The 17209-nt window shown below is 67.9% G+C and carries 25 protein-coding genes; 15 read left to right on the top strand and 10 right to left on the bottom strand.

Annotated elements, in window-relative coordinates:
• Positions 1-95: 95 nt before the first annotated feature.
• The gene (locus tag ACIBW9_RS37175; protein WP_398961620.1) at positions 96-554 is read left to right on the top strand and encodes a hypothetical protein; all 459 of its coding nucleotides are present in this window, start codon (positions 96-98) and stop codon (positions 552-554) included.
• A gap of 373 nt (positions 555-927) precedes the next feature.
• Positions 928-1887: a PIN domain-containing protein gene (locus ACIBW9_RS37170; protein WP_398961618.1), complete on the top strand. Its 960-nt coding sequence runs from the start codon at positions 928-930 to the stop codon at positions 1885-1887.
• 140 nt (positions 1888-2027) lie between these two features.
• Here ACIBW9_RS37170 and ACIBW9_RS37165 read toward each other — a convergent pair whose 3' ends face one another.
• Both ACIBW9_RS37165 and ACIBW9_RS37160 read right to left on the bottom strand, forming a co-directional pair.
• A complete protein-coding gene (locus ACIBW9_RS37165) occupies positions 2028-2198 on the bottom strand; it encodes a hypothetical protein (protein WP_398961616.1) in 171 nt (56 codons plus the stop codon).
• 47 nt (positions 2199-2245) lie between these two features.
• Complete coding sequence (locus ACIBW9_RS37160; protein ID WP_398961615.1) at positions 2246-2869, bottom strand: TetR/AcrR family transcriptional regulator; 624 nt, start codon at positions 2867-2869, stop codon at positions 2246-2248.
• Positions 2870-2994: 125 nt separating this feature from the next.
• Here ACIBW9_RS37160 and ACIBW9_RS37155 point away from each other — a divergent pair, with 125 nt between their 5' ends.
• The 4 genes from ACIBW9_RS37155 (at position 2995) to ACIBW9_RS37140 (ending at position 5766) form a co-directional block, all read left to right on the top strand.
• Positions 2995-3993, top strand: coding sequence for an NADP-dependent oxidoreductase (locus ACIBW9_RS37155; RefSeq protein ID WP_398961614.1), 999 nt, complete (start codon positions 2995-2997; stop codon positions 3991-3993).
• A gap of 66 nt (positions 3994-4059) precedes the next feature.
• A complete protein-coding gene (locus ACIBW9_RS37150; protein WP_398961612.1) occupies positions 4060-4926 on the top strand; it encodes an alpha/beta fold hydrolase in 867 nt (288 codons plus the stop codon).
• A 33-nt stretch (positions 4927-4959) separates the two neighbouring features.
• Positions 4960-5127, top strand: a complete 168-nt coding sequence (locus ACIBW9_RS37145; RefSeq protein WP_398961610.1) for a hypothetical protein — start codon at positions 4960-4962, stop codon at positions 5125-5127.
• A gap of 171 nt (positions 5128-5298) precedes the next feature.
• On the top strand, positions 5299-5766 hold the full coding sequence (locus tag ACIBW9_RS37140) for a hypothetical protein (protein ID WP_398961608.1): 468 nt from the start codon (positions 5299-5301) through the stop codon (positions 5764-5766).
• 59 nt (positions 5767-5825) lie between these two features.
• On the opposite strand, the gene ACIBW9_RS37135 is transcribed toward ACIBW9_RS37140, so the two are convergent.
• A complete protein-coding gene (locus ACIBW9_RS37135; protein ID WP_398961606.1) occupies positions 5826-6539 on the bottom strand; it encodes an SDR family oxidoreductase in 714 nt (237 codons plus the stop codon).
• 152 nt (positions 6540-6691) lie between these two features.
• On the opposite strand from ACIBW9_RS37135, the gene ACIBW9_RS37130 reads away from it, so the two are divergent.
• From ACIBW9_RS37130 to ACIBW9_RS37110, 5 genes are all read left to right on the top strand, one after another.
• Positions 6692-7309, top strand: coding sequence for a TetR/AcrR family transcriptional regulator (locus tag ACIBW9_RS37130; protein ID WP_398961605.1), 618 nt, complete (start codon positions 6692-6694; stop codon positions 7307-7309).
• A 156-nt stretch (positions 7310-7465) separates the two neighbouring features.
• Positions 7466-7786 carry an ester cyclase gene (locus tag ACIBW9_RS37125; protein ID WP_398961603.1) on the top strand — a complete coding sequence of 107 codons (321 nt, stop codon included), beginning with the start codon at positions 7466-7468 and terminating at the stop codon, positions 7784-7786.
• A 176-nt stretch (positions 7787-7962) separates the two neighbouring features.
• Complete coding sequence (locus tag ACIBW9_RS37120; RefSeq protein WP_398961601.1) at positions 7963-8160, top strand: hypothetical protein; 198 nt, start codon at positions 7963-7965, stop codon at positions 8158-8160.
• A complete protein-coding gene (locus ACIBW9_RS37115) occupies positions 8129-8665 on the top strand; it encodes a hypothetical protein (protein WP_398961599.1) in 537 nt (178 codons plus the stop codon). The genes ACIBW9_RS37120 and ACIBW9_RS37115 overlap by 32 nt, the downstream gene beginning before the upstream one ends.
• The gene (locus ACIBW9_RS37110; RefSeq protein WP_398961598.1) at positions 8662-9060 is read left to right on the top strand and encodes a hypothetical protein; all 399 of its coding nucleotides are present in this window, start codon (positions 8662-8664) and stop codon (positions 9058-9060) included. Before ACIBW9_RS37115 ends, ACIBW9_RS37110 begins: the two co-directional genes overlap by 4 nt.
• Before the next feature lie 88 nt (positions 9061-9148).
• On the opposite strand, the gene ACIBW9_RS37105 is transcribed toward ACIBW9_RS37110, so the two are convergent.
• The 4 genes from ACIBW9_RS37105 to ACIBW9_RS37090 all read right to left on the bottom strand — a co-directional run bounded on the left by ACIBW9_RS37105 (position 9149) and on the right by ACIBW9_RS37090 (position 11286).
• Positions 9149-9598: a hypothetical protein gene (locus tag ACIBW9_RS37105; protein ID WP_398961596.1), complete on the bottom strand. Its 450-nt coding sequence runs from the start codon at positions 9596-9598 to the stop codon at positions 9149-9151.
• Between the two features lie 119 nt (positions 9599-9717).
• Complete coding sequence (locus ACIBW9_RS37100) at positions 9718-9846, bottom strand: hypothetical protein (RefSeq protein ID WP_398961594.1); 129 nt, start codon at positions 9844-9846, stop codon at positions 9718-9720.
• 180 nt (positions 9847-10026) lie between these two features.
• Positions 10027-10554, bottom strand: a complete 528-nt coding sequence (locus tag ACIBW9_RS37095; protein WP_398961769.1) for an aminotransferase class I/II-fold pyridoxal phosphate-dependent enzyme — start codon at positions 10552-10554, stop codon at positions 10027-10029.
• Between the two features lie 12 nt (positions 10555-10566).
• On the bottom strand, positions 10567-11286 hold the full coding sequence (locus ACIBW9_RS37090; protein ID WP_398961592.1) for an SDR family NAD(P)-dependent oxidoreductase: 720 nt from the start codon (positions 11284-11286) through the stop codon (positions 10567-10569).
• An 89-nt stretch (positions 11287-11375) separates the two neighbouring features.
• Here ACIBW9_RS37090 and ACIBW9_RS37085 point away from each other — a divergent pair, with 89 nt between their 5' ends.
• Entirely contained in the window at positions 11376-11984 is a 609-nt protein-coding gene (locus tag ACIBW9_RS37085; RefSeq protein WP_398961590.1) for a TetR/AcrR family transcriptional regulator, read from the top strand.
• A 71-nt stretch (positions 11985-12055) separates the two neighbouring features.
• Entirely contained in the window at positions 12056-12322 is a 267-nt protein-coding gene (locus ACIBW9_RS37080; RefSeq protein WP_398961588.1) for a hypothetical protein, read from the top strand.
• Here the strand turns inward: ACIBW9_RS37080 and ACIBW9_RS37075 are convergent.
• From ACIBW9_RS37075 to ACIBW9_RS37065, 3 genes are all read right to left on the bottom strand, one after another.
• Positions 12298-12882: a hypothetical protein gene (locus ACIBW9_RS37075; RefSeq protein WP_398961586.1), complete on the bottom strand. Its 585-nt coding sequence runs from the start codon at positions 12880-12882 to the stop codon at positions 12298-12300. The two genes, ACIBW9_RS37080 and ACIBW9_RS37075, sit on opposite strands and share 25 nt — an antisense overlap.
• A gap of 64 nt (positions 12883-12946) precedes the next feature.
• Positions 12947-14539, bottom strand: coding sequence for a flavin-containing monooxygenase (locus ACIBW9_RS37070; protein ID WP_398961584.1), 1593 nt, complete (start codon positions 14537-14539; stop codon positions 12947-12949).
• 351 nt (positions 14540-14890) lie between these two features.
• Positions 14891-15619, bottom strand: a complete 729-nt coding sequence (locus ACIBW9_RS37065) for a beta-ketoacyl synthase N-terminal-like domain-containing protein (RefSeq protein WP_398961582.1) — start codon at positions 15617-15619, stop codon at positions 14891-14893.
• On the opposite strand from ACIBW9_RS37065, the gene ACIBW9_RS37060 reads away from it, so the two are divergent.
• Together ACIBW9_RS37060 and ACIBW9_RS37055 are read left to right on the top strand one after the other, a co-directional pair.
• Positions 15599-16198 carry a TetR/AcrR family transcriptional regulator gene (locus ACIBW9_RS37060; protein ID WP_398961580.1) on the top strand — a complete coding sequence of 200 codons (600 nt, stop codon included), beginning with the start codon at positions 15599-15601 and terminating at the stop codon, positions 16196-16198. The two genes, ACIBW9_RS37065 and ACIBW9_RS37060, sit on opposite strands and share 21 nt — an antisense overlap.
• Positions 16195-17178: a GNAT family N-acetyltransferase gene (locus tag ACIBW9_RS37055; RefSeq protein ID WP_398961578.1), complete on the top strand. Its 984-nt coding sequence runs from the start codon at positions 16195-16197 to the stop codon at positions 17176-17178. The genes ACIBW9_RS37060 and ACIBW9_RS37055 overlap by 4 nt, the downstream gene beginning before the upstream one ends.
• Positions 17179-17209: the final 31 nt, after the last annotated feature.

Raw genomic sequence — 17209 nt, 5'->3', positions numbered from 1 at the left:
GCGTGCACCCACGGACTCCAGAGGACCCCTGCATGCCTGAGCGTGGTCTCGATTCATCCTGGCTGCATGCGTGGTGTCAACAGGTTTCACAAGGCGTGAGCCAGCTGATGGAAACCTTCGAGGAGACGCACGGCTACCCCGCGGGGGACAACGAGGTGGCGCTGACCGACGATGAGACACAAACCGCGGTCACCCTCCTGACGAACCACCGGTCGGAATGTGTGGCCCTGCTGTCGCTCTTCGCCGTGATCGACAGCGTGTCTCTGCCCGACATCGGCAACGGGTACTTCATCCACCCGCCCTCTACCGTGACTGCGCACCTGGACGAGTACGGCGTGGTTCCCCTCGAGAGTGGCGATCATGGAATCGTCTTCGGGAGCGACGGCGGCGGCAACCTCTTCGCTCTCGCGGCCAACGGCACGGTCCACAAGTCCAGGACTGCATCCTGGAACGACGAGTTCTATGCCGTGGCCGCTAGCCTGCCCGACTTCCTTGAGCAACTTCGCGATGCCATTGATCAGTTCGCCGCCACGGGCCACCCCGAGGCTCTCTGAACTTCACGCACCGCCTGTCCACACGCGTCCTTCGTGGGTTCACTGAACTGCGGCCAGAGCCAAATTCAAATATCGCCATCATCGAACACGTCCTGGTCCGCGGTGTCCTCCACAACCTCTGATGTCTTGCTGATGGTGCCTTCCCAACCGGAGGTGGGCACCGGCCGGGTGGCGCAGACAGGACATTGAAGGGGCTTCTGGCCAAGCTCCTATCAGGTCATGTTCCGCCCGGCCGGAGCCATGAGAACAGGCTCCGGCGGCCGGACAGTACAGCACAAGGACAGCCCAGCAGGGCGTCAGTCAGACCCCGAGCCACGGCCGCCGGAACCTGAGTACCAGCATCAATGTCAGACCTGACTGGCAGGATCAGCGCATGCTCATCACGCCCCGCCTGGGAGCCGACCGCAAGAACATCCGCAACGTGCTCCGAGAGACCCGCGTCAAAGCCGAGAACCTCCGAGGCCCTTCCGGGAGCGCCTTCGAGGGCCTCCTGCGGTACCTGGAATGGGCCACCGACGCGGCACGCGTCCTGCGCTCCCAGATCAGCGACAGGGACCTCGACCACCTCGTCTTCACCCGCCGTTACCAGGCCCTTCTCGGCACCTGCGGCACCCTCGCCGGCACCGACCAGCAGCGGCTCGTCAACGGACTGGTGGATCTCGAAGTCACCGAACGCATCCAGGCATTTGAAGCCGCCGAGGCAGCCCTCGAGGCGCAGATAGGCCGCTGGAACGGCCTCGAGTGGTTCGTGGTCGCCGACTCCAGCTTCTACATCCAAAACCCCGACAAGCTGGCAGACGTCGATCTGCACAAAGTCCTCCGACTGCCGATGGGCGAACACATCCGGCTGCTGTTCCCGATCGCGGTGGTGGACGAACTCGACAGCCTTAAGGAGGCGGGCAAGCAACGGGCCCGCTGGCGCGCCTCCCACACGCTCGGCCTCCTGGACGAGGTCCTGGGCGGCTCCGCCTACGGGATCCTTCGCCGGACCGAGTTTGTCTCACAGGAAGGCGAGGTCAGCGGCGAGGTGAACGTGGAGATCGTGCTGGACCCGCCCGGACATGTACGCCTGCCCCTCACCGATGACGAGATCATCGACCGGGCCGCGGCCATCCAGCCACTCGCCGCCTGCAACGTCCGGCTCTTGACCTGCGACACCAGCCAGCACACGCGCGGACGGGCGGCTGGCCTGCAAGTGACGAAGGTTCCCACGAAGGACCCCGGACCAGAACCCGACTGGGAAGAGCAGGACAAGGCGGGCACCGGTGTCCGGGCCCAGCGGCGCGCGAGGCAGGCGGCCCGCGACTCGTCCGACGCCGCGGCCACCACGTAAGCAGGCCGACGCAACGCGGCGGGCCGTACACGGCGCTCCCTGGGACGCGTACGAAGGGGCACCGACATACGCTGAAGATCCCGCAGGAGGTCCGGTGCCGCCCTTCGCTCTGCCCGCCCCACTGGCTTTGGCCCGCCCGGTCAACGCGGTCCCCGAGTTGCCGGGCTGGACACTTGAGCCGACGTTATGGACAGGGTTTGCGGCTGTCCGTTGTCCGCACTGCCGGGCTGGATGTCCTTGCCGAGTTGCGCGGCGCGGATCGCGGCGACGTACCCGCTCGGGCCGGCGACGACGCCGTAGTGCGTGCTCATGAGGTGCCCCCTTCCCGGGGGTAATGGTTGGCTCGTGGAGCAAGTGGTCATGGGGCGCGGTGGTGGGGTGCCAGGGTGGCGTGGATCTGGTCGCGGATGTCGGCGAGGACGGCTTCGTCGCTGCGGTGCAGGTACACGGTGGCGGTGGTGCTGATGTGGATGATCGCGGTGATCACCCGCGCCAGCGTTGCCGCCTCGGCGGCACCGATGTACTCGTTGCGGGTGAGCAGGCCGGTGATGCCGTCCTCAAGGCGGCCGGCAAGGGTTAGACCCGCTTGCCGGTAGGGCTCGGCCGGGTCGCCGAAAACGAGTTCGTGCAGGTATGTGCGGCCGTTCTCGATGTGCTCCCTCAGGCACTCCACCACGGGACGGATGAGCGCGACGACCGGCTCCAGTACGCCCTGCCCGACGGCGTCGTTCGCGGCGGCGAGGCCGACGTCGATGGCGGCGGCGAACTTCTCGTTCTGCACCATGATCAGCAGTTCGGCCTTCGTGGACGCGTACAGGTAGAGGGTGCCGATCGCGACGTCGGCCCGGTGGGCAATCTGCTGCGTCGTGACCTTGCTGACGCCGTGTTCGGCGAGCAGCTCACGGGCCGCGGTCATGATGCGCTCGCGCTTGGCCTGTTTGGCCCGCTCGCGGCGCCCGATCGGCATGTGGCCGCGACCCACGGGGCCTCCCTTGACAATAATTCTGAGTGCGCTCATAGTTGAGTATACTCGGGATGACTGAGCGGGGCGAGACCAACCTGGTCTCAGACCTGGATAAATAGGATGTAGGCAAGGAGTAGTGCCCCATGCGAGCGTTCGTCGTCACCAAGTACAAGGAGCCGCTGCAGGAGGCGGACGTCCCCGAGCCCACCGTGGGGGAGCACGACGTGCTGGTGCGGGTGGAGACCGCCGGGCTGAACCCGCTGGATGAGAAGATCCGCGCCGGTGAGTTCAAGCAGATCCTGCCCTACAAGCTGCCGCTGATCCTGGGAAACGACGTCGCGGGCACCGTCATCAATGTCGGGACGGCAGTTCGCGGCTTCAAGCCCGGAGACGAGGTCTACGCCCGGCCCGCCCAGGACCGCATCGGAACGTTCGCCGAACGCATCGCCGTCGCGGAGGGCGACCTGGCGCTCAAGCCCGCTTCGATCAGCATGGAAGAGGCCGGCTCGCTGCCGCTGGCGGCGCTCACGGCCTGGCAGGCGCTGGTGGAGCGCGGGAAGGTGCGGCCCGGGCAGAAGGTTCTCATCCACGCCGGCGCCGGCGGGGTCGGTTCGATCGCGATCCAGCTCGCCGCGCACCTCGGTGCGAGCGTCGCCACGACCGCCAGCGGGTCCAACGCGGACTTCGTGCGCGCGCTGGGCGCGGACACGGTGATCGATTACCGAACCCAGGACTTCGAGCAACTCCTGACCGGCTACGACCTGGTGTTGGACAGCCTCGGTGGCGAGAACCTCGAGAAGTCTCTGCGGGTGCTCAGGCCCGGCGGCAAGGCCATCGGGATCGCTGGCCCTCCGGACCCCGCGTTCGCCCGCGAGGCCGGTCTGAACCCGCTGCTGCGCCTGGCGGTCGCAGCCCTGAGCCGCAAGATCCGCAAGCAGGCCAAGAACCTCGGCGTGACGTACGAGTTCCTGCTCATGCGGGCCAGCGGCGACCAGCTCCGCCAGATCACCACCCTCATCGACGAGGGCGTGGTGCGTCCGGTCGTGGGAACGGTGTTCGGCTTCGACCAGACCCCCCAGGGGCTGCAGTCCCTGTCCCAGGGTGGCATCCGCGGCAAGGCCGTCATCACCGGCAACAGCTGACCCGCCGCAACCGCGACGGTCGACGCAGAACACACAGCGACACAGAACGCACGAGGAGAATCCGTCATGAGCAGCACCGACACCCCGAACGAAGGCGTCATCACCTCCTACGCGAAGGCTCCGGCCCGCACCGTCAGCGCCGGTGGCGTCACCTACGCCTACCGCGAGCTGGGCCCGAAGGGCGGCATCCCCGTCGTCTTCTTCGTCCACCTCGCCGCGACCCTGGACAACTGGGACCCCCGCATCGTCGACCCCATCGCGAAGGGCCGTCACGTCATCGCCTTCGACAACCGCGGTGTGGGTGCGTCCACCGGCCAGGTGCCGGACAGTGTCGAGGAGATGGCCGACGACGCCTACACCTTCATCAAGGCGCTCGGGTACGACAAGATCGACGTCTTCTCCTTCTCCCTCGGCGGCTTCATCGCCCAGGCCCTGGTGGTCAAGCACCCCGAGCTCATCCGCAAGCTCGTCCTCACCGGCACCGGGCCCAAGGGCGGCAAGGACATCGACAAGGTCGCCGGAACCACCTACTGGGACATCCTGCGCGCCACCCTGACCCGCTCGGACCCCAAGGAGTTCCTGTTCTTCAACCGCAACGCAACCGGCAAGCCCGCCGCGCGCGCGTTCGTCAACCGCCTCAAGGAGCGCACCGTCGACCGCGACGCGGACATCAAAACCAAGGCGTTCCAGACACAGCTGAAGGCGATCAAGAAGTGGGGGCGCTCCGCCCCCGACGACCTGTCGACGATCACGCAGCCCACCCTGATCGCCAACGGCGACAACGACCGCATGGTGCCCTCGGTCCTGTCGGAGGACCTGCACCGTCGCATCAAGGACAGCAAGGTGATCATCTACCCCGACTCCGGGCACGGCGGCATCTTCCAGTACCACCAGGAGTTCGCCCCCGTAGCGGTCGAGTTCCTCGCCCGATGACCACCACCTGACCAGGAAGAGAAGGGCAACACCATGAGCACGTCACCGGCCGTCACACCCCTGGACGTGAAGAAGCACCTCACCTCCTCGATCCTGCTGTGGGTGCGCACCGACCAGCCCCGCCAGGCCGGCATGGACCACTGGAAGGGCCCGCACTCAGGGATCATCTCCGCCACCCCGGGCCTGGAGGAGTACCGGTAGATCCACCTCGCCGAGCACAACCCGGGCCGGTGGCCGACCACCGACGGGGTCCAGACCGCGATCCCTGCAGACCGAAAGATCGACGGCGTCGCGGAAGTCACCTTCCAATCGGCGCTCGCACCCCTGAAAGGGCGCAAGCAGACGAAGCTGGCCTACGCCGACGAGATCAACGTGTTCCGCCGCACCCTGCTCTACGCCGGCCCGCCGAACTCCTCTCGGTGGTACGACGTCGCAGGCCCCGGACAGACGGTCGGTGCCCGCGCGCTGATCTACCTGCGCCGCAGGCACGGGGTCGGCGCCGGCGCCTTCCGGAAGTTCGTCAACGAGCAGCTCGCTCCCGCGCTCGCCCGCACTGGAGTGCTGAAGGAACTGCGCACGCAGACGTTCCTGCCCTGGCTCGAAAAGCTCTGGGACACCCCGGACGTCGCCCACGACAACCCTCACGACCAGCGCTTCCACGCCTCGGTCAGCCTCGGGTTCACCGACACCAGGGCACGGGACGCCTTCTTCACCGGCCACGTGATCGAGAACCTGTCCAACCGGCTGGCACCGCACGTCTCAGCGATCCATGTCTACGACGTCACCGCCGCCCTGACCTACGTCAAGAACGGCGAGATCCTCCCGCGCTACCAGGAGTGAGCAGCGCAGGTGGGAAGCGGGACCAAGTGAAGAGATCACGTCGGGACCGAAGAAAAATGTCACGCGTTCGTGCTGCGCAGGTCCGGGTAAAGCGCCTCGACCAGGCCGCTCAGAGCCGCCTTGACCCCCTTGGTCAACTCGTCGGCCAGGACCTCGTACTCGCCGGCCTCGACGGCGTCGTAGACCGTCGTCACCAGCTGCGTCGGCAGCATCTTCGGTCCGTCAGCGTGCGCGGCCATGTCGGTGTCGACGTAGCCCATGTGTACACCCGTCACGTGGACGCCCATGGGTGCGAACTCGATGCGCAGCGAGTTGGTGGCCGACCACAGTGCGGCCTTGGACGCGCTGTAGGCGCCGCCGAAGGCATACCAGATGGCAACGGAGTGCACATCGATGAGGATTGACCCCTTCTTGGCGGCGAGGACCGGTGCGAAGGCGCGGGCAAGGAAGACCGGCCCGAAGAAGTTCGTCTCCATGTTCGCCCGGATGTCCGCCTCGGTGACGTCCAGCAGGCTCGCGCTCGGCGGGATGGCGCCCGCGTTGTTGACGAGCACGGTGACATCCGCCGCGTCGGCGACGGCTGCGTCGATCGACGCGCGGTCGGTGACGTCGAGGGTCAGGGGGACGATGCGTGCATCGTCCCAGGCGCGGGGGGAACGGGCGGTGGCGTAGACCTTGGCGGCGCCGCGTTCCAGGGCGTCGTGGACGAAGTGGGTGCCGATACCGCCATTGGCGCCGGTGACGAGGACGACTGCTCCATCGAGAGTGGGCATGGTGTTCCTTCGTTCCAAGGGGATGTGAAGTGCGTGGCTGTGCACGGATGGAGCAATGACTCCTCGCCCGGCCGTGGAAGAATGAGCGCAGCCGTATTCGAGCCCACGCGATAGCGACTGTAGTCATAACTGACTACAGTCAGAATCTTCCCTTGGAGGACACCGTCATGCCTGTCGCCCCCCAGTCGGTCGGACGGCGCGAGCGGAACAAGCAGGAGAAATTCGACCGCATTGTCGCTGCCGCCAGTGAGCTGTTCGCCGAACACGGCGTCGATGAGGTCACGACCCAGCAGATCGCCGACAAGGCCGACATCGGCACCGGGACCCTGTTCCTTTATGCCAAGACCAAGGGCGAACTCCTCCTGCTGGTGCAGAACGCCAAGTACGCCGAAGCACTTGAGCAGGGCTGGGCGGACGCCGAGGCCATCCCGGGCGTGCTGGACGCGGTGATGGCGATCGTCCGGCCGATCGTGGAGTGCAACCGCACCCAGATCGACAACGGACGCACTTACCTGCGAGAGATGGTCTTCGGCGACCCCGAGGAGCCCCGGCATAGCGCAGCACTCGCCATCGTCGCGCAGGCCGAGGAGGCCATCGCCGCGGTGCTGCGCCGAGACGAGCGGGTCACGGAGGGCGACGCCGCGACGCTGGCACACATCGTGTCCGCCGTGATGTTCCTCAGCGCGGCGGCGAGCGTGAACATCGCCTTGAGCGTCGAGGAGATCGTGCAGGACATCCGGAGGCAGGTTGACGTCTTGCTGCCTCGCTGAAGCGCGGCCCAGCCTCAGGCCCAGGCGACGATCTGGGTGGTCCTCGGCTGCGTCATGGCCCGAATCCATAAACGGCAGGTCATCCGGCCGTTCCCAGCAGCACGCGGTGGCGGTAGCCCTGTGCCCGCCCTCGCCCGCCCCTCCGGTCATGCCGGAATGGGCAGCCCGGACTTCCGCAACCATGCCGCCGACGGCACCGCCACCGGCCTCGAGGAGACCCGCGCGGTGCTGGCGTCGTTCCTCGACGCGGTCCCCGACTTCGCCGCCACGCCGGTCCGTGTCGTCGCCGAGGACGATTGGTTCGCGATCAGCTTCATCCTCACCGGCACGAACATCGGGCCCTTCAACGGCACTCCCGCCACCGGCCGATCGATCGAGGTGCTGGAGCTCCGCATGTTCAAGGTGGCAGACGGGAAGCTCACCGAGCACTGGGGCCTCATCGACCTGGCGACGCTCTTCGCCCAATTGCAGTCCTGAGCTGGGTCCAGACCTCCCGCGCAGTCACAGGAAGTTGAGGGACGGGCAGACGTCCATGATGTAGTTCCGCTTCGTTTCCCTCGTGTAGCCCCGGAACGGACTACTGCGCGCGAGCGCCGGCCGCGTGGAGCCCTACGTGAACGCCGAGTGGGCCTGCCCCTGCGGGGCACTGCGCGGTGTGCGAGCGCACCCACGGACCGGAGCAGTTGCGTGTCTCCCCCTCCGGCCAGCGCACGGTGCTCGCCACCGGGCAGATCGGCGAGGCGATCAGCGGCAACGCCCGCAGCAGCGACGGCACCGTCTACTACGCGTTGTGGGCCCCGGGCAGCGGCCAGGAACGGCGTGTACAAGCTGCGTGCGGACGGCACCCCTGAGCGCATCGCCGCGCTGGCCCCCGACTCGGGCCCCAACGGGCTGGCTGTCGAACCGGACGGACGCACGCTCTACGGCGCGGACAGCCTCAAGGGCATCATTTGGTCCATTCCCGTCGCGGGCGGATCGGTGACGCCGTGGCTGACCGACGCCGCTCTCGCGCCGGTGCCCACCGAGGCCCTGCCGATCGGTGCCAACGGGCTCAGGTTCCACAAGGGCGCCCTGTGGGTCAACAACACCTTCTACGCCTACTTCGCCTCCAAGGACGAACTCGTCGCCACCGCGGGCGCCGACCAGATGCGCGCCCAGCACGAAAACATGGTCGCGCAGGCGGCACCCGGCCGAGCCGGACTCGAACAGATCGTGCGCTGGTACTTCTCCCCCGAGCAACGCGACAACATCGAGGACGGCTGCCCCAACGCCGCCCTGCTCGACGAGATCGCACGCTCCACGGATCCCACCCTGCAGGCCTACACACGTGGGCGTCGGTCGGGATGGAAGGCGTGATCTTCAAGCGGCTGGACGGCGTGTACGAGCCGTCGGTCAGAGGCTGGCAGAAATACAAGGTCCTCGAGACGACCGAGGCGATCGTCGGCGCGGTCACCGGCTCCCTGGCCGCCCCCAGCAGCCTGCTGCTCGGCAGGTACGACGATGACGGCCGCCTGCAATACACCGGCCGCACCACCACTCCCACCCGGGCGGCGAGCGGCACGGTCGCCAGCCTCCTCGCTCCTGGCCAGCGCGGCCACCCCTGGACAGGCTGGTCGTTCTCCGCCGGGTGGCGCAGCCGGGAGACGCTCAACGTGACACTGGTGGAACCCGAGTGGTGGTGGAAGTCGGCGTCGACGGCAGCGGACACCGTCGTCCACGTCATCGCCAGAACCTCATCCACCCGATGCTGAACGCGACAGAGACCGCCAACCCGTCCTCGGCAACCTCCAGCCAATGGAGGCGGTGCGGTGGATCAGCTGCGGTGCCACGCCGGTGCGGTCACTCCCAGTCGCTGTCCGATGGCGCCGTCGCTGTCGGCTCCGTTTCTTGGGCGGCCGCTTGCTTGTGCTCGATGAGGGCCGTGGTACCGGCTACCACCGCAGAAAGGGCCACGGCGGCCGACAGCATGGCCGAATTACGGCTGACGTCGCCCCGCAGGCCCGCGGCCAGGAAAGCGGCGGCATCGACCGAGTCCATGACGATGTTCACCGCAAGGAACTGCTGCTGCTGGGACCGGGTGAAACTGTCCATCCGTTGCAGTCCAAGCCCGAGCGCAGCGTTGCGGATCGCGAACATCCGCGCATAGGGGATCGCGGGGGTACCGCTGGCCGTGAGCTGGAAAGCCCGCGTGGCCAGCCGCGGGGTGAACAAGTGGGTGGCCGCGACGATGAAGCGCCCGGTCGTCAGCGCTCTGCGGGAAGGAACCAGGTGGAGGGGGAATTTGGGCATGGGAAATCCTTTCAATCCGGAACGGGCCGGTCAGTTGTTCAGGAGGTGGCGGGTCAGGAATTCCACCCGGTCCGCAACGACGGCGTCGAACGCCGGCAGGCCGCTCATCCTGGGACGCTTCAGCGCGAGTCGGGGCGGGCGAGGTCCGAAGCGGCGTCGAGGCTGTCGATGGCGGTTCGGGTCTCGGACACCGCGGCGGCGATCGCGGCGGCGGCCTGCCCGGCTTGTTCCGGCGTGTGGGACGGCATGACCTGTAGGCGCAGTCTGGCGGAGCCGCTTGGCACCACGGGGTATTCGACGACCATGGCCGCCACGCCGCGCGGGCGCAGATTACGGTGTGTGAGGCGTGCTACGCGTTCGTCGCCGATGACGGCGGGAACGATCGGACCCGGGTTGCCCAGGGGGGCAGTCCGTGGTCGGCCAGAGCTTCACGCAGTGCCGACGCGGCGCCGAGTGTCTGCCGGCGCAGCCGTGCTCCTTTCCGGGGACATCGCGATCCGCAATGCGGCGTTGGCTGCCGCGGTCTGGGCGGGCGACAAGGCGTTGGAGAAGACGTGCGAGGTGGCGTAGGTCTCGATGTAGCTTCGGACGGCGGGCGAGGCAGTGGCCACAAAGCCTCCGTTGGAGGCGAAGGTCTTGGAAAAGCTGCCCATCACCAGGTCGACTTGGCCGGCGAGCTGTTGGATCCCGATCTGGCCCTGCCCTGCGGGGCCGGTGGATCCGAGGTCGTGGGCGACGTCGACGAGGATGGTCGTCTCGAACTCGTGGCAGATGTCCTGGAGCCGGGCGAGGTCGGGGCTGTCGGCGTCCATGGGGAAGAGGCCTTCGGTGACGACCAGAATGGCGTGGTGGGGATCGCGGTCGCGCAGCTCGCGCAGTACGGCGTGGACGGCTTCGTTGTCCAGGTGCGGCACCCGGTGGACGTTGCGCGAGGCGGCGTGAGCCGCCTGGAGGATTTCTATGGGGTTTCAGAGCTTGGCGACGACGCGTCGTAGTGTGCCCGGCGCGATGCGCAGCATGGCGGGCATGACTTTTGTCTGACCGGGGAATGCCATGTTCCGCCCCCGCCGAAGAGCCTTCATCGTGACCGCCGCCACCTGCTCGGGAGCCAGTTTCTTCCCCGTGGCTCCGGCGATCATGGGCGTGTCCGTGGGCGGTGGGAGGACCTCGAGGACGTGGGTGCCCTGCGGGGCGAGTTGACGGCGCAGGCCGTCCGCAAAGCCGTGCAGGCCGGCCTTGACCGCGCCGTGGGTAGGCGCGCGAGTGGGCGAGACCAGAGCGAGCCCTGAGGTGATGAAGACGATCGCGTCAGGCTCTGGCCACCGCTCGAGCACTTCACCCGTCAAGTGGATGGGGGCGGTGAGGTTCAACGCCACCTCGGCATCGAGAGTCGCATTGGGGTTCTTGCCGGCTGCATAGTCTCGTTCCTCGAACGTACCGGCGCTGTTGACCAACACATCCAGACGCCCAAAGCGATCAGCGACTGCTTGCAGCAACGCTGCCCGATCAGCTGGGTTCGTCACATCGGCCCGCACGGCCAGCGCCTGCGAGTGTGCCTGCGCGAAGCGGTCAAGCGCGGCCTGCGAACGCCCGCAGACGACGACAGACGCCCCGAGCTCCACGAAGGATTGCGCGAGGCTCAAGCCGATGCCTGAAGTTCCGCCAGTGATGAGTACGGTCTGTGACACGATGCCACCCCTCTGTAGAGCGTACCGATTGGTACGAAAATACTCTAGCACATCCGTACCGATCGGTACCGAAGGAGTAGGATGAAGAAATGACCTCGACGACACCGGTCCCTCCCGGCAGGCCTCGCGCGTTCGACATCGACGAGGCACTCGATCGTGCAGTCCTGGTGTTCTGGTCAAAGGGTTTCGAGGGCGCCAGCCTTGACGACCTCACCGAGGCGATGGGTATCAGCCGCCCCAGCCTGTACCGGGCGTTCGGCAGCAAAGAAGATCTCTTCTACAAGGCGCTGGAGCGCTACACCGAGGGCTTGACCGCCTACTTCGCCCGAGCCATGGCAGAGCCCACAAGTGCAGCAGTGGCTACTGCCGTGCTCCACGGGACGGTCGAGGCGGCAACCATGCCGGGATTCCCCACGGGCTGCCTTGGCGTGCAGGGTGCGTTGGCCACCGGGGATGACAGCCGCCCAGTCCGAGACGCACTCATCGCATGGCGTGAGGACGGGATAGCCCATCTGACGCGCCGGTTTCAACAGGCGGTGGACGCCGGTGACCTTCCGCCTTCCACAGATCCCCATCTTCTCGCGCTCTACCTGAGAACAGTCGCCAATGGGCTTGCCGTCCAGGCCGCGAGTGGCAGTTCCCGCCCTGAGCTGCTGCAAGTCGCGAACCTCGCATTGGGCAGCTGGCCAAAGCCGTAGTCAGCCAGTCAGTCCGGGATCTGCGCACGTACTTCGGTTTTCGGTGGTTCGCGCGAGGCCGCGGCGACCTGGTGCAGGAGCTGCGGCGGCGCTTCGACGGCAAGCTGATCGTCAACAACGGCCCCCTCGGCGGGGGGCAGACCACCCGCGAGCAGGCGCTCCAGCAGATCGAGGCCGGCCACGCCGACGCCGTGGCCGTGGGCCGGGCCCTCATCGCCAACCCCGACCTGGTCGAGCGCTGGCAGGGCGGCCACCCGGAGAACGAGCCGCGACCGGAACTGTTCTACGGGCCAGGCGCCGAGGGCTACACCGACTACCCCTTCCACGAAGCGGCCTGAGGCCCACGGTCACGCCTGTCCATGCGGCAGCCCCACTCACCCATGGACAGGCGCCCGACCGGCGACACTGTGCCCGCCCCTCTGAGCCCCGCGCTCAGCTTGGACGTGCGGCACAGGGCGCGGTCGGGGTTGTAGACGCAGGTGACGAAGGTCCCCGGGTACATGTGCGGGTCGTGGCGGGCCACGATGCGGCGCAGGCGGGCTTCGTCGGTGACGACCTGGCCGTCGAAGACGGTGTGGCGGGCGAACTCGGCGATCCGGGCTTCGGCCTCGTCGCCGGCCGGGCCGGCCAGCGCCGGGCGGTCGCTGTCGGCGCCCATCTCGGCGAGGAACTGGCCCCGGGCGAGGGCCTCTTCGGCCTCAACCTCGTCGCGGAACCCGGAGTCGCTGGTGAACTGGGCGAGGTGGCCCTTGGGCAGCCAGTTGTCCAGAGACGGTGGCAGCAGCAGGACGTGATGCAGATCGAGCGTCCGGAACGTCTTGTCCACCGCTGCCGCAGGGCCCGGCGTCCGCTGCACTTCGACCGGCTCGGTCTCGAACAGCCCATCCCCGCCACGCATTTCGGGGCCATCCCTACGAAAGATCACGAGACGCAGGAGGGTTGCTCGTTAGTGAGACACGCTCCTAGCGTTCCGCCGTCCGGCGGGACCCGGGAGTGAGTCCGCTGCCTTGGCTGGGCAACCCGGTACGCACGGCAGGGCGTGGGTGGGGCCGGCCGGTGGCCGCACCGCTGCCTTGCGCAGGCAAAAGGCCAGCAGACCAGTTGTAGGCATCCGGGTCGAAGGTGTGGAGCTGCCGCAGCAGGCGGCGGGTGGACCATGGCCAGCAGAAGGTGTTCAGGCCGGGCGTGCTGAAGTAGTAACTGGACTCGTCGGTCGCGTAGACCGTGGATTTCAGGGCTTTCTGTACGGCGAGGTTGTGGGCGCGTTCGACGTCGGGTCGCACATCGAGAGCCGTGTTGCCATGGCGCAGGCGGTTGAGTGCATCGGTGATGTAACGGAGTTGGGCCTCCAGGACCGTGGGCACGGCGGTGGTGCCGTTGAGGATGTTCGGGCCAAGGAGAAGGAAGAGGTTGGGGTAGCCGCTGACACTCGTGCCCAGGTAGGCGTGGCGTCCGTCGCTCCAGGTCTGGGCCAGGCTCTGGTTGTCCGTGCCGTACAGGCGAGGGGCCAGGGGCAGATCGCCGACGTGGAAGCCGGTGGCGAGGATGACGGCGTCCGCGTCGAGGCGTCGTCCGTCGGCACCCACGATGGTGCGGTTGTCGACGACGACGGCACGGGTCGGGTTCAAGCGGACATTGGGGCAGAGCAGGGCCGGGTAGTAGGTGGCGGAGATGAGCAGTCGTCGGGCGCCGAGGCGATGGTCGGGGGTCAAGGCCTGCCGCAGCCCGGGGTCGGGGATGGCGCGACGCAGGTGGAGTCGGGCTGCTGTCTCCAGGGGCGGAAGCAACTGCGGGTGGCGCAGGGCCAGTCCGATGGTGTCCTGGAGCCGGGCATGGAGCGCGCGGACGAACCGGCGTACCGCGGGCTGGCGTTGCAGCAGGTGGCGCAGGCTGCGGGGGAGGGCGTAGTCCGGTTTGGGCAGCACCCACGGGGCTGTGCTCTGGAAGATGTCGACCTGCGCGGCCCGGCGCTGGAGCTCGGGCAGGAACTGCACGGTGGAGGCCGAGTTGCCGATGACGCAGACCCGGAGGCCGGTCAGGTCGACCCCGTGGTCCCAGCGGGCGGAATGGAACACCGCGCCGGGGAAGGCCGTCAGGCCTGGTAGGTCGGGGTAGCGGGGCCGGTTCCACGGGCCGGTGGCCATGATGACTGCGCGGGCGGAGATGTCGCCCGCGCTCGTACGCAGGTGCCAGTGGCCGCTCGGGTCCCAACGGCCGCCTTGGACCTCGATGCCGAAACGGATCACGTCGTCTAGGTGGTGTTCGGCCGCGGTGGCCTGAAGGTAGCCGAGGATCTCGGGCTGGGAGGCGACGGAGCGCGTCCAGGGCCCCGGTGCGAAGGAGTACTCGTACAGCAGGGACGGTACGTCGCAGCTGCACCCGGGGTAGGTGTTGTCGCGCCAGGTGCCGCCGGGCCGGCCCGACTTCTCAAGCACGACGATGTCCTTGAAGCCCGCACTGCGCAGTGTGATGGCAGCGGCCAGACCGGACAGCCCGCCGCCGACGATCGCCACCTCCACCGCGTGCGGGACCTCCGCCATGGCGGCGCCGACCATGTCCCTCTCCCCATGTCGTGATCAGCAAAGGAGCACCGACCGTAGCAGCGGCGGGCCGCAGAACGCGGTCCACGCGCCTCCACGGACGGGTGAACTCCGCGGCTATGTCGTCTCAACAGCGCATGGTGGCCAAGACCGACCTCAACACCGACGACCACGCCATACTCACCGTGTCCGGGCGCCTTGCCCGGCTCCGCGCGAACTGTTGACACGGTGGCCGCCACCGGCCCCACCGCCCACATCATCGACATCGACGACCGCACCCCCTGCGAACTCGCCGACCTCATCACCGCGTTGCTGCCGAGCCGGTAGCTTCACCCCTCATGGGGCCCGACCTGTCCCAGGCCTCGATCATCGTAGGAGCATCACCATGCTCCTGAATCGCTTCGCAGCCACGCTGGCGGCTGCAGCGTGTAGTGCGTGGCCACCAGCCCGGAAGAGCAGCAGGTGTCCACGAGCGATGCTCGGCCCGCGCAGGCCCACGACGTGGGAGAGACGTCCGGCGGCCGTCCCGAACTGGTTCCCGGTCACGAAGTACGGTCCGCCACCGCTGGGCAGCCACGGGACGTAGGCGGCGTGATCCGGATTGCACAGCCCGGCGAACACTCCCGTAACGGTGTCCGTCAGCGAGACCGCGGGCAGCCCCGCGTGCTCACACGCCTCCCACGCCACTTCGAGCAGCAACTGGTGCTGCGGATCGACAAGCTCCGCCTCTTCGGGACTGAGACCGAAGAACTCCGCGTCGAACGCGCCGAGTTCCCCGTCAAGGAAGCCTCCCCGCCACACAGGCGGGCGGGACGCCTCCCGCTCCAGGGCGAGCATGTCGTCGGGATCCCATCTGCCGGGAGGCACGTGACCCACAGCGTCACGGCCCACCCGCAGGAGTTCCCAGAAGGAACCCACGGAGTCCACATCGCCAGGAAGTCGGCCCGACGACAGCGATCGGTTCAGCGATGGACATGAAGACCCGCTGCCGGACAGGTCGACTTCCTCTGGTTTTGACGGGCAACGTTGCGTAACGTATGTTACGCAACAGGTGTTACGTAAAGAGGATGGCCGATGCCCCGACAGGTGGACCACGAAGAGCGGCGAGAGGCGATCTCGCAAGCGGTATGGCAGGTCGTTTCGGACAGTGGCCTGGAGGGGCTGACGTTGCGTGCGGTCGCGGCCGCGGCGGGCTGCACTACGGGGATGGTCACGCACTACTTCGCGGGCAAGAATGAACTCTTGGCCCACGCCCGCACCGAGATGCACCGTCGGATGGCGGCTCGGATCGACGGCCTTCCCGCCGACGGGAGTGCCCGCGATGCCCTGTACGTCGTGGCCGAGCAGGCCCTGCCGCTGGACGAGGTGCGGTACCTGGAGGCCGTTGTCTGGTCCCAGTTCCTCCTCAGCACCCGCAGCGATCCTGCCCTGTTGGCCGAGCACACTCGCAGTCACGCCTCCTGGATCGATCGCCTTACCGCTCTGGTGCGGGCCGCTTGCCCGGACCATCGGGCAGGCGCGGAGCTCGAAACGCGCGTGCGCAGCCTCGTGGCGTGTCTTGACGGTCTCGCACTGAACGCCGTGACCGACCCCGACGCCTACCCTCCCGACCTCCAGCGGCGCGTCCTGGAAACCCAGCTCGACCTGATCCTCGAAGGGAACCGCGACCTGTGACCTCACACGACCCGATCATCACCGCCGTCAAGGTGGACGACCCGAGGGTGCTGCGACTGGTACGCGACCTCGACGCCGACCTCGCGGCCCGTTACCCGGACGAGCCCTGCACCGGTGGCGCTCACCTCCACCACGCCATCCGGTTCCTGCTCGCCGTGGTCGACGGTCGGCCGGTCGGCTGCTGCGCCCTGCAGCCCTTCCCGTCCCCGGACACGGCCGCAGAACTCAAGCGCATGTACGTCGCGCCACAGGTTCGCGGCCGGGGTATCGCCGCTCGTCTTCTTGCCGAGGCGGAACGCATGGCCACTGCCCTCGGCCACGGCGAGATACGTCTGGAGACGGCCGTCCATCAGCCCGAAGCCATCGCGCTGTACACCCGCGCCGGCTACACGCCGATCCCCAACTACCCGCCCTACCAGCACAAGACGCTCAGCCGCTGCTACGCCAAGCCCCTGTCCCTGCCCGAGGCACGGCCGCAGGACCGGGAGGAGCTCATGGCATTCCTCGCGGGCCAGGGCCTGTCGTGTCAGGACGTCCTCGCACCCGGCACTCGGTACTGGCTCACCAGGGATGCGGCCGGCCCGGCTGTGAGCGTGGGCCTGGAGCGGCAGGGCGACTGCGTGCTGCTGCGCAGCGTCGCGGTGCGTTCCGATGTTCGGGGATGCGGAGCCGGCAGGCGGCTGGCTGAGCGCGTCCTCGTGGAAGAGGCTGCGCTGGGAGGACGTACGGCGTATGTGTTCTCCACGGGCGCCGGACCCTGGTGGGAGCGGCTCGGCTTCCACCCTGTATCGGTCGCCGAAGCCGCCGAGGCTCTGTCCGATACGCCGCAGGTCCGCCAGTACCGGCTGGCCGATGCTCTGGCCGACGAGGCCGCATGGCGCCGGGACCTTGCCGAGGCCGGGGCGGTCAATTTGCCACCCACAGGTGCCGACCACCCTGCAGTCGCCTCCCTTCACATCGCTGCGGGAACCGGCAGATGAGACAGGCCGCTCCTGGGCTACCACGCCCCTT

The sequence above is a fragment of the Streptomyces sp. NPDC049541 genome, from assembly GCF_044465725.1.
Classification (GTDB): domain Bacteria; phylum Actinomycetota; class Actinomycetes; order Streptomycetales; family Streptomycetaceae; genus Streptomyces.
The sequence above is the reverse complement of the archived record's forward strand: the minus strand, read 5'-3'. Positions and strand labels throughout refer to the sequence as shown.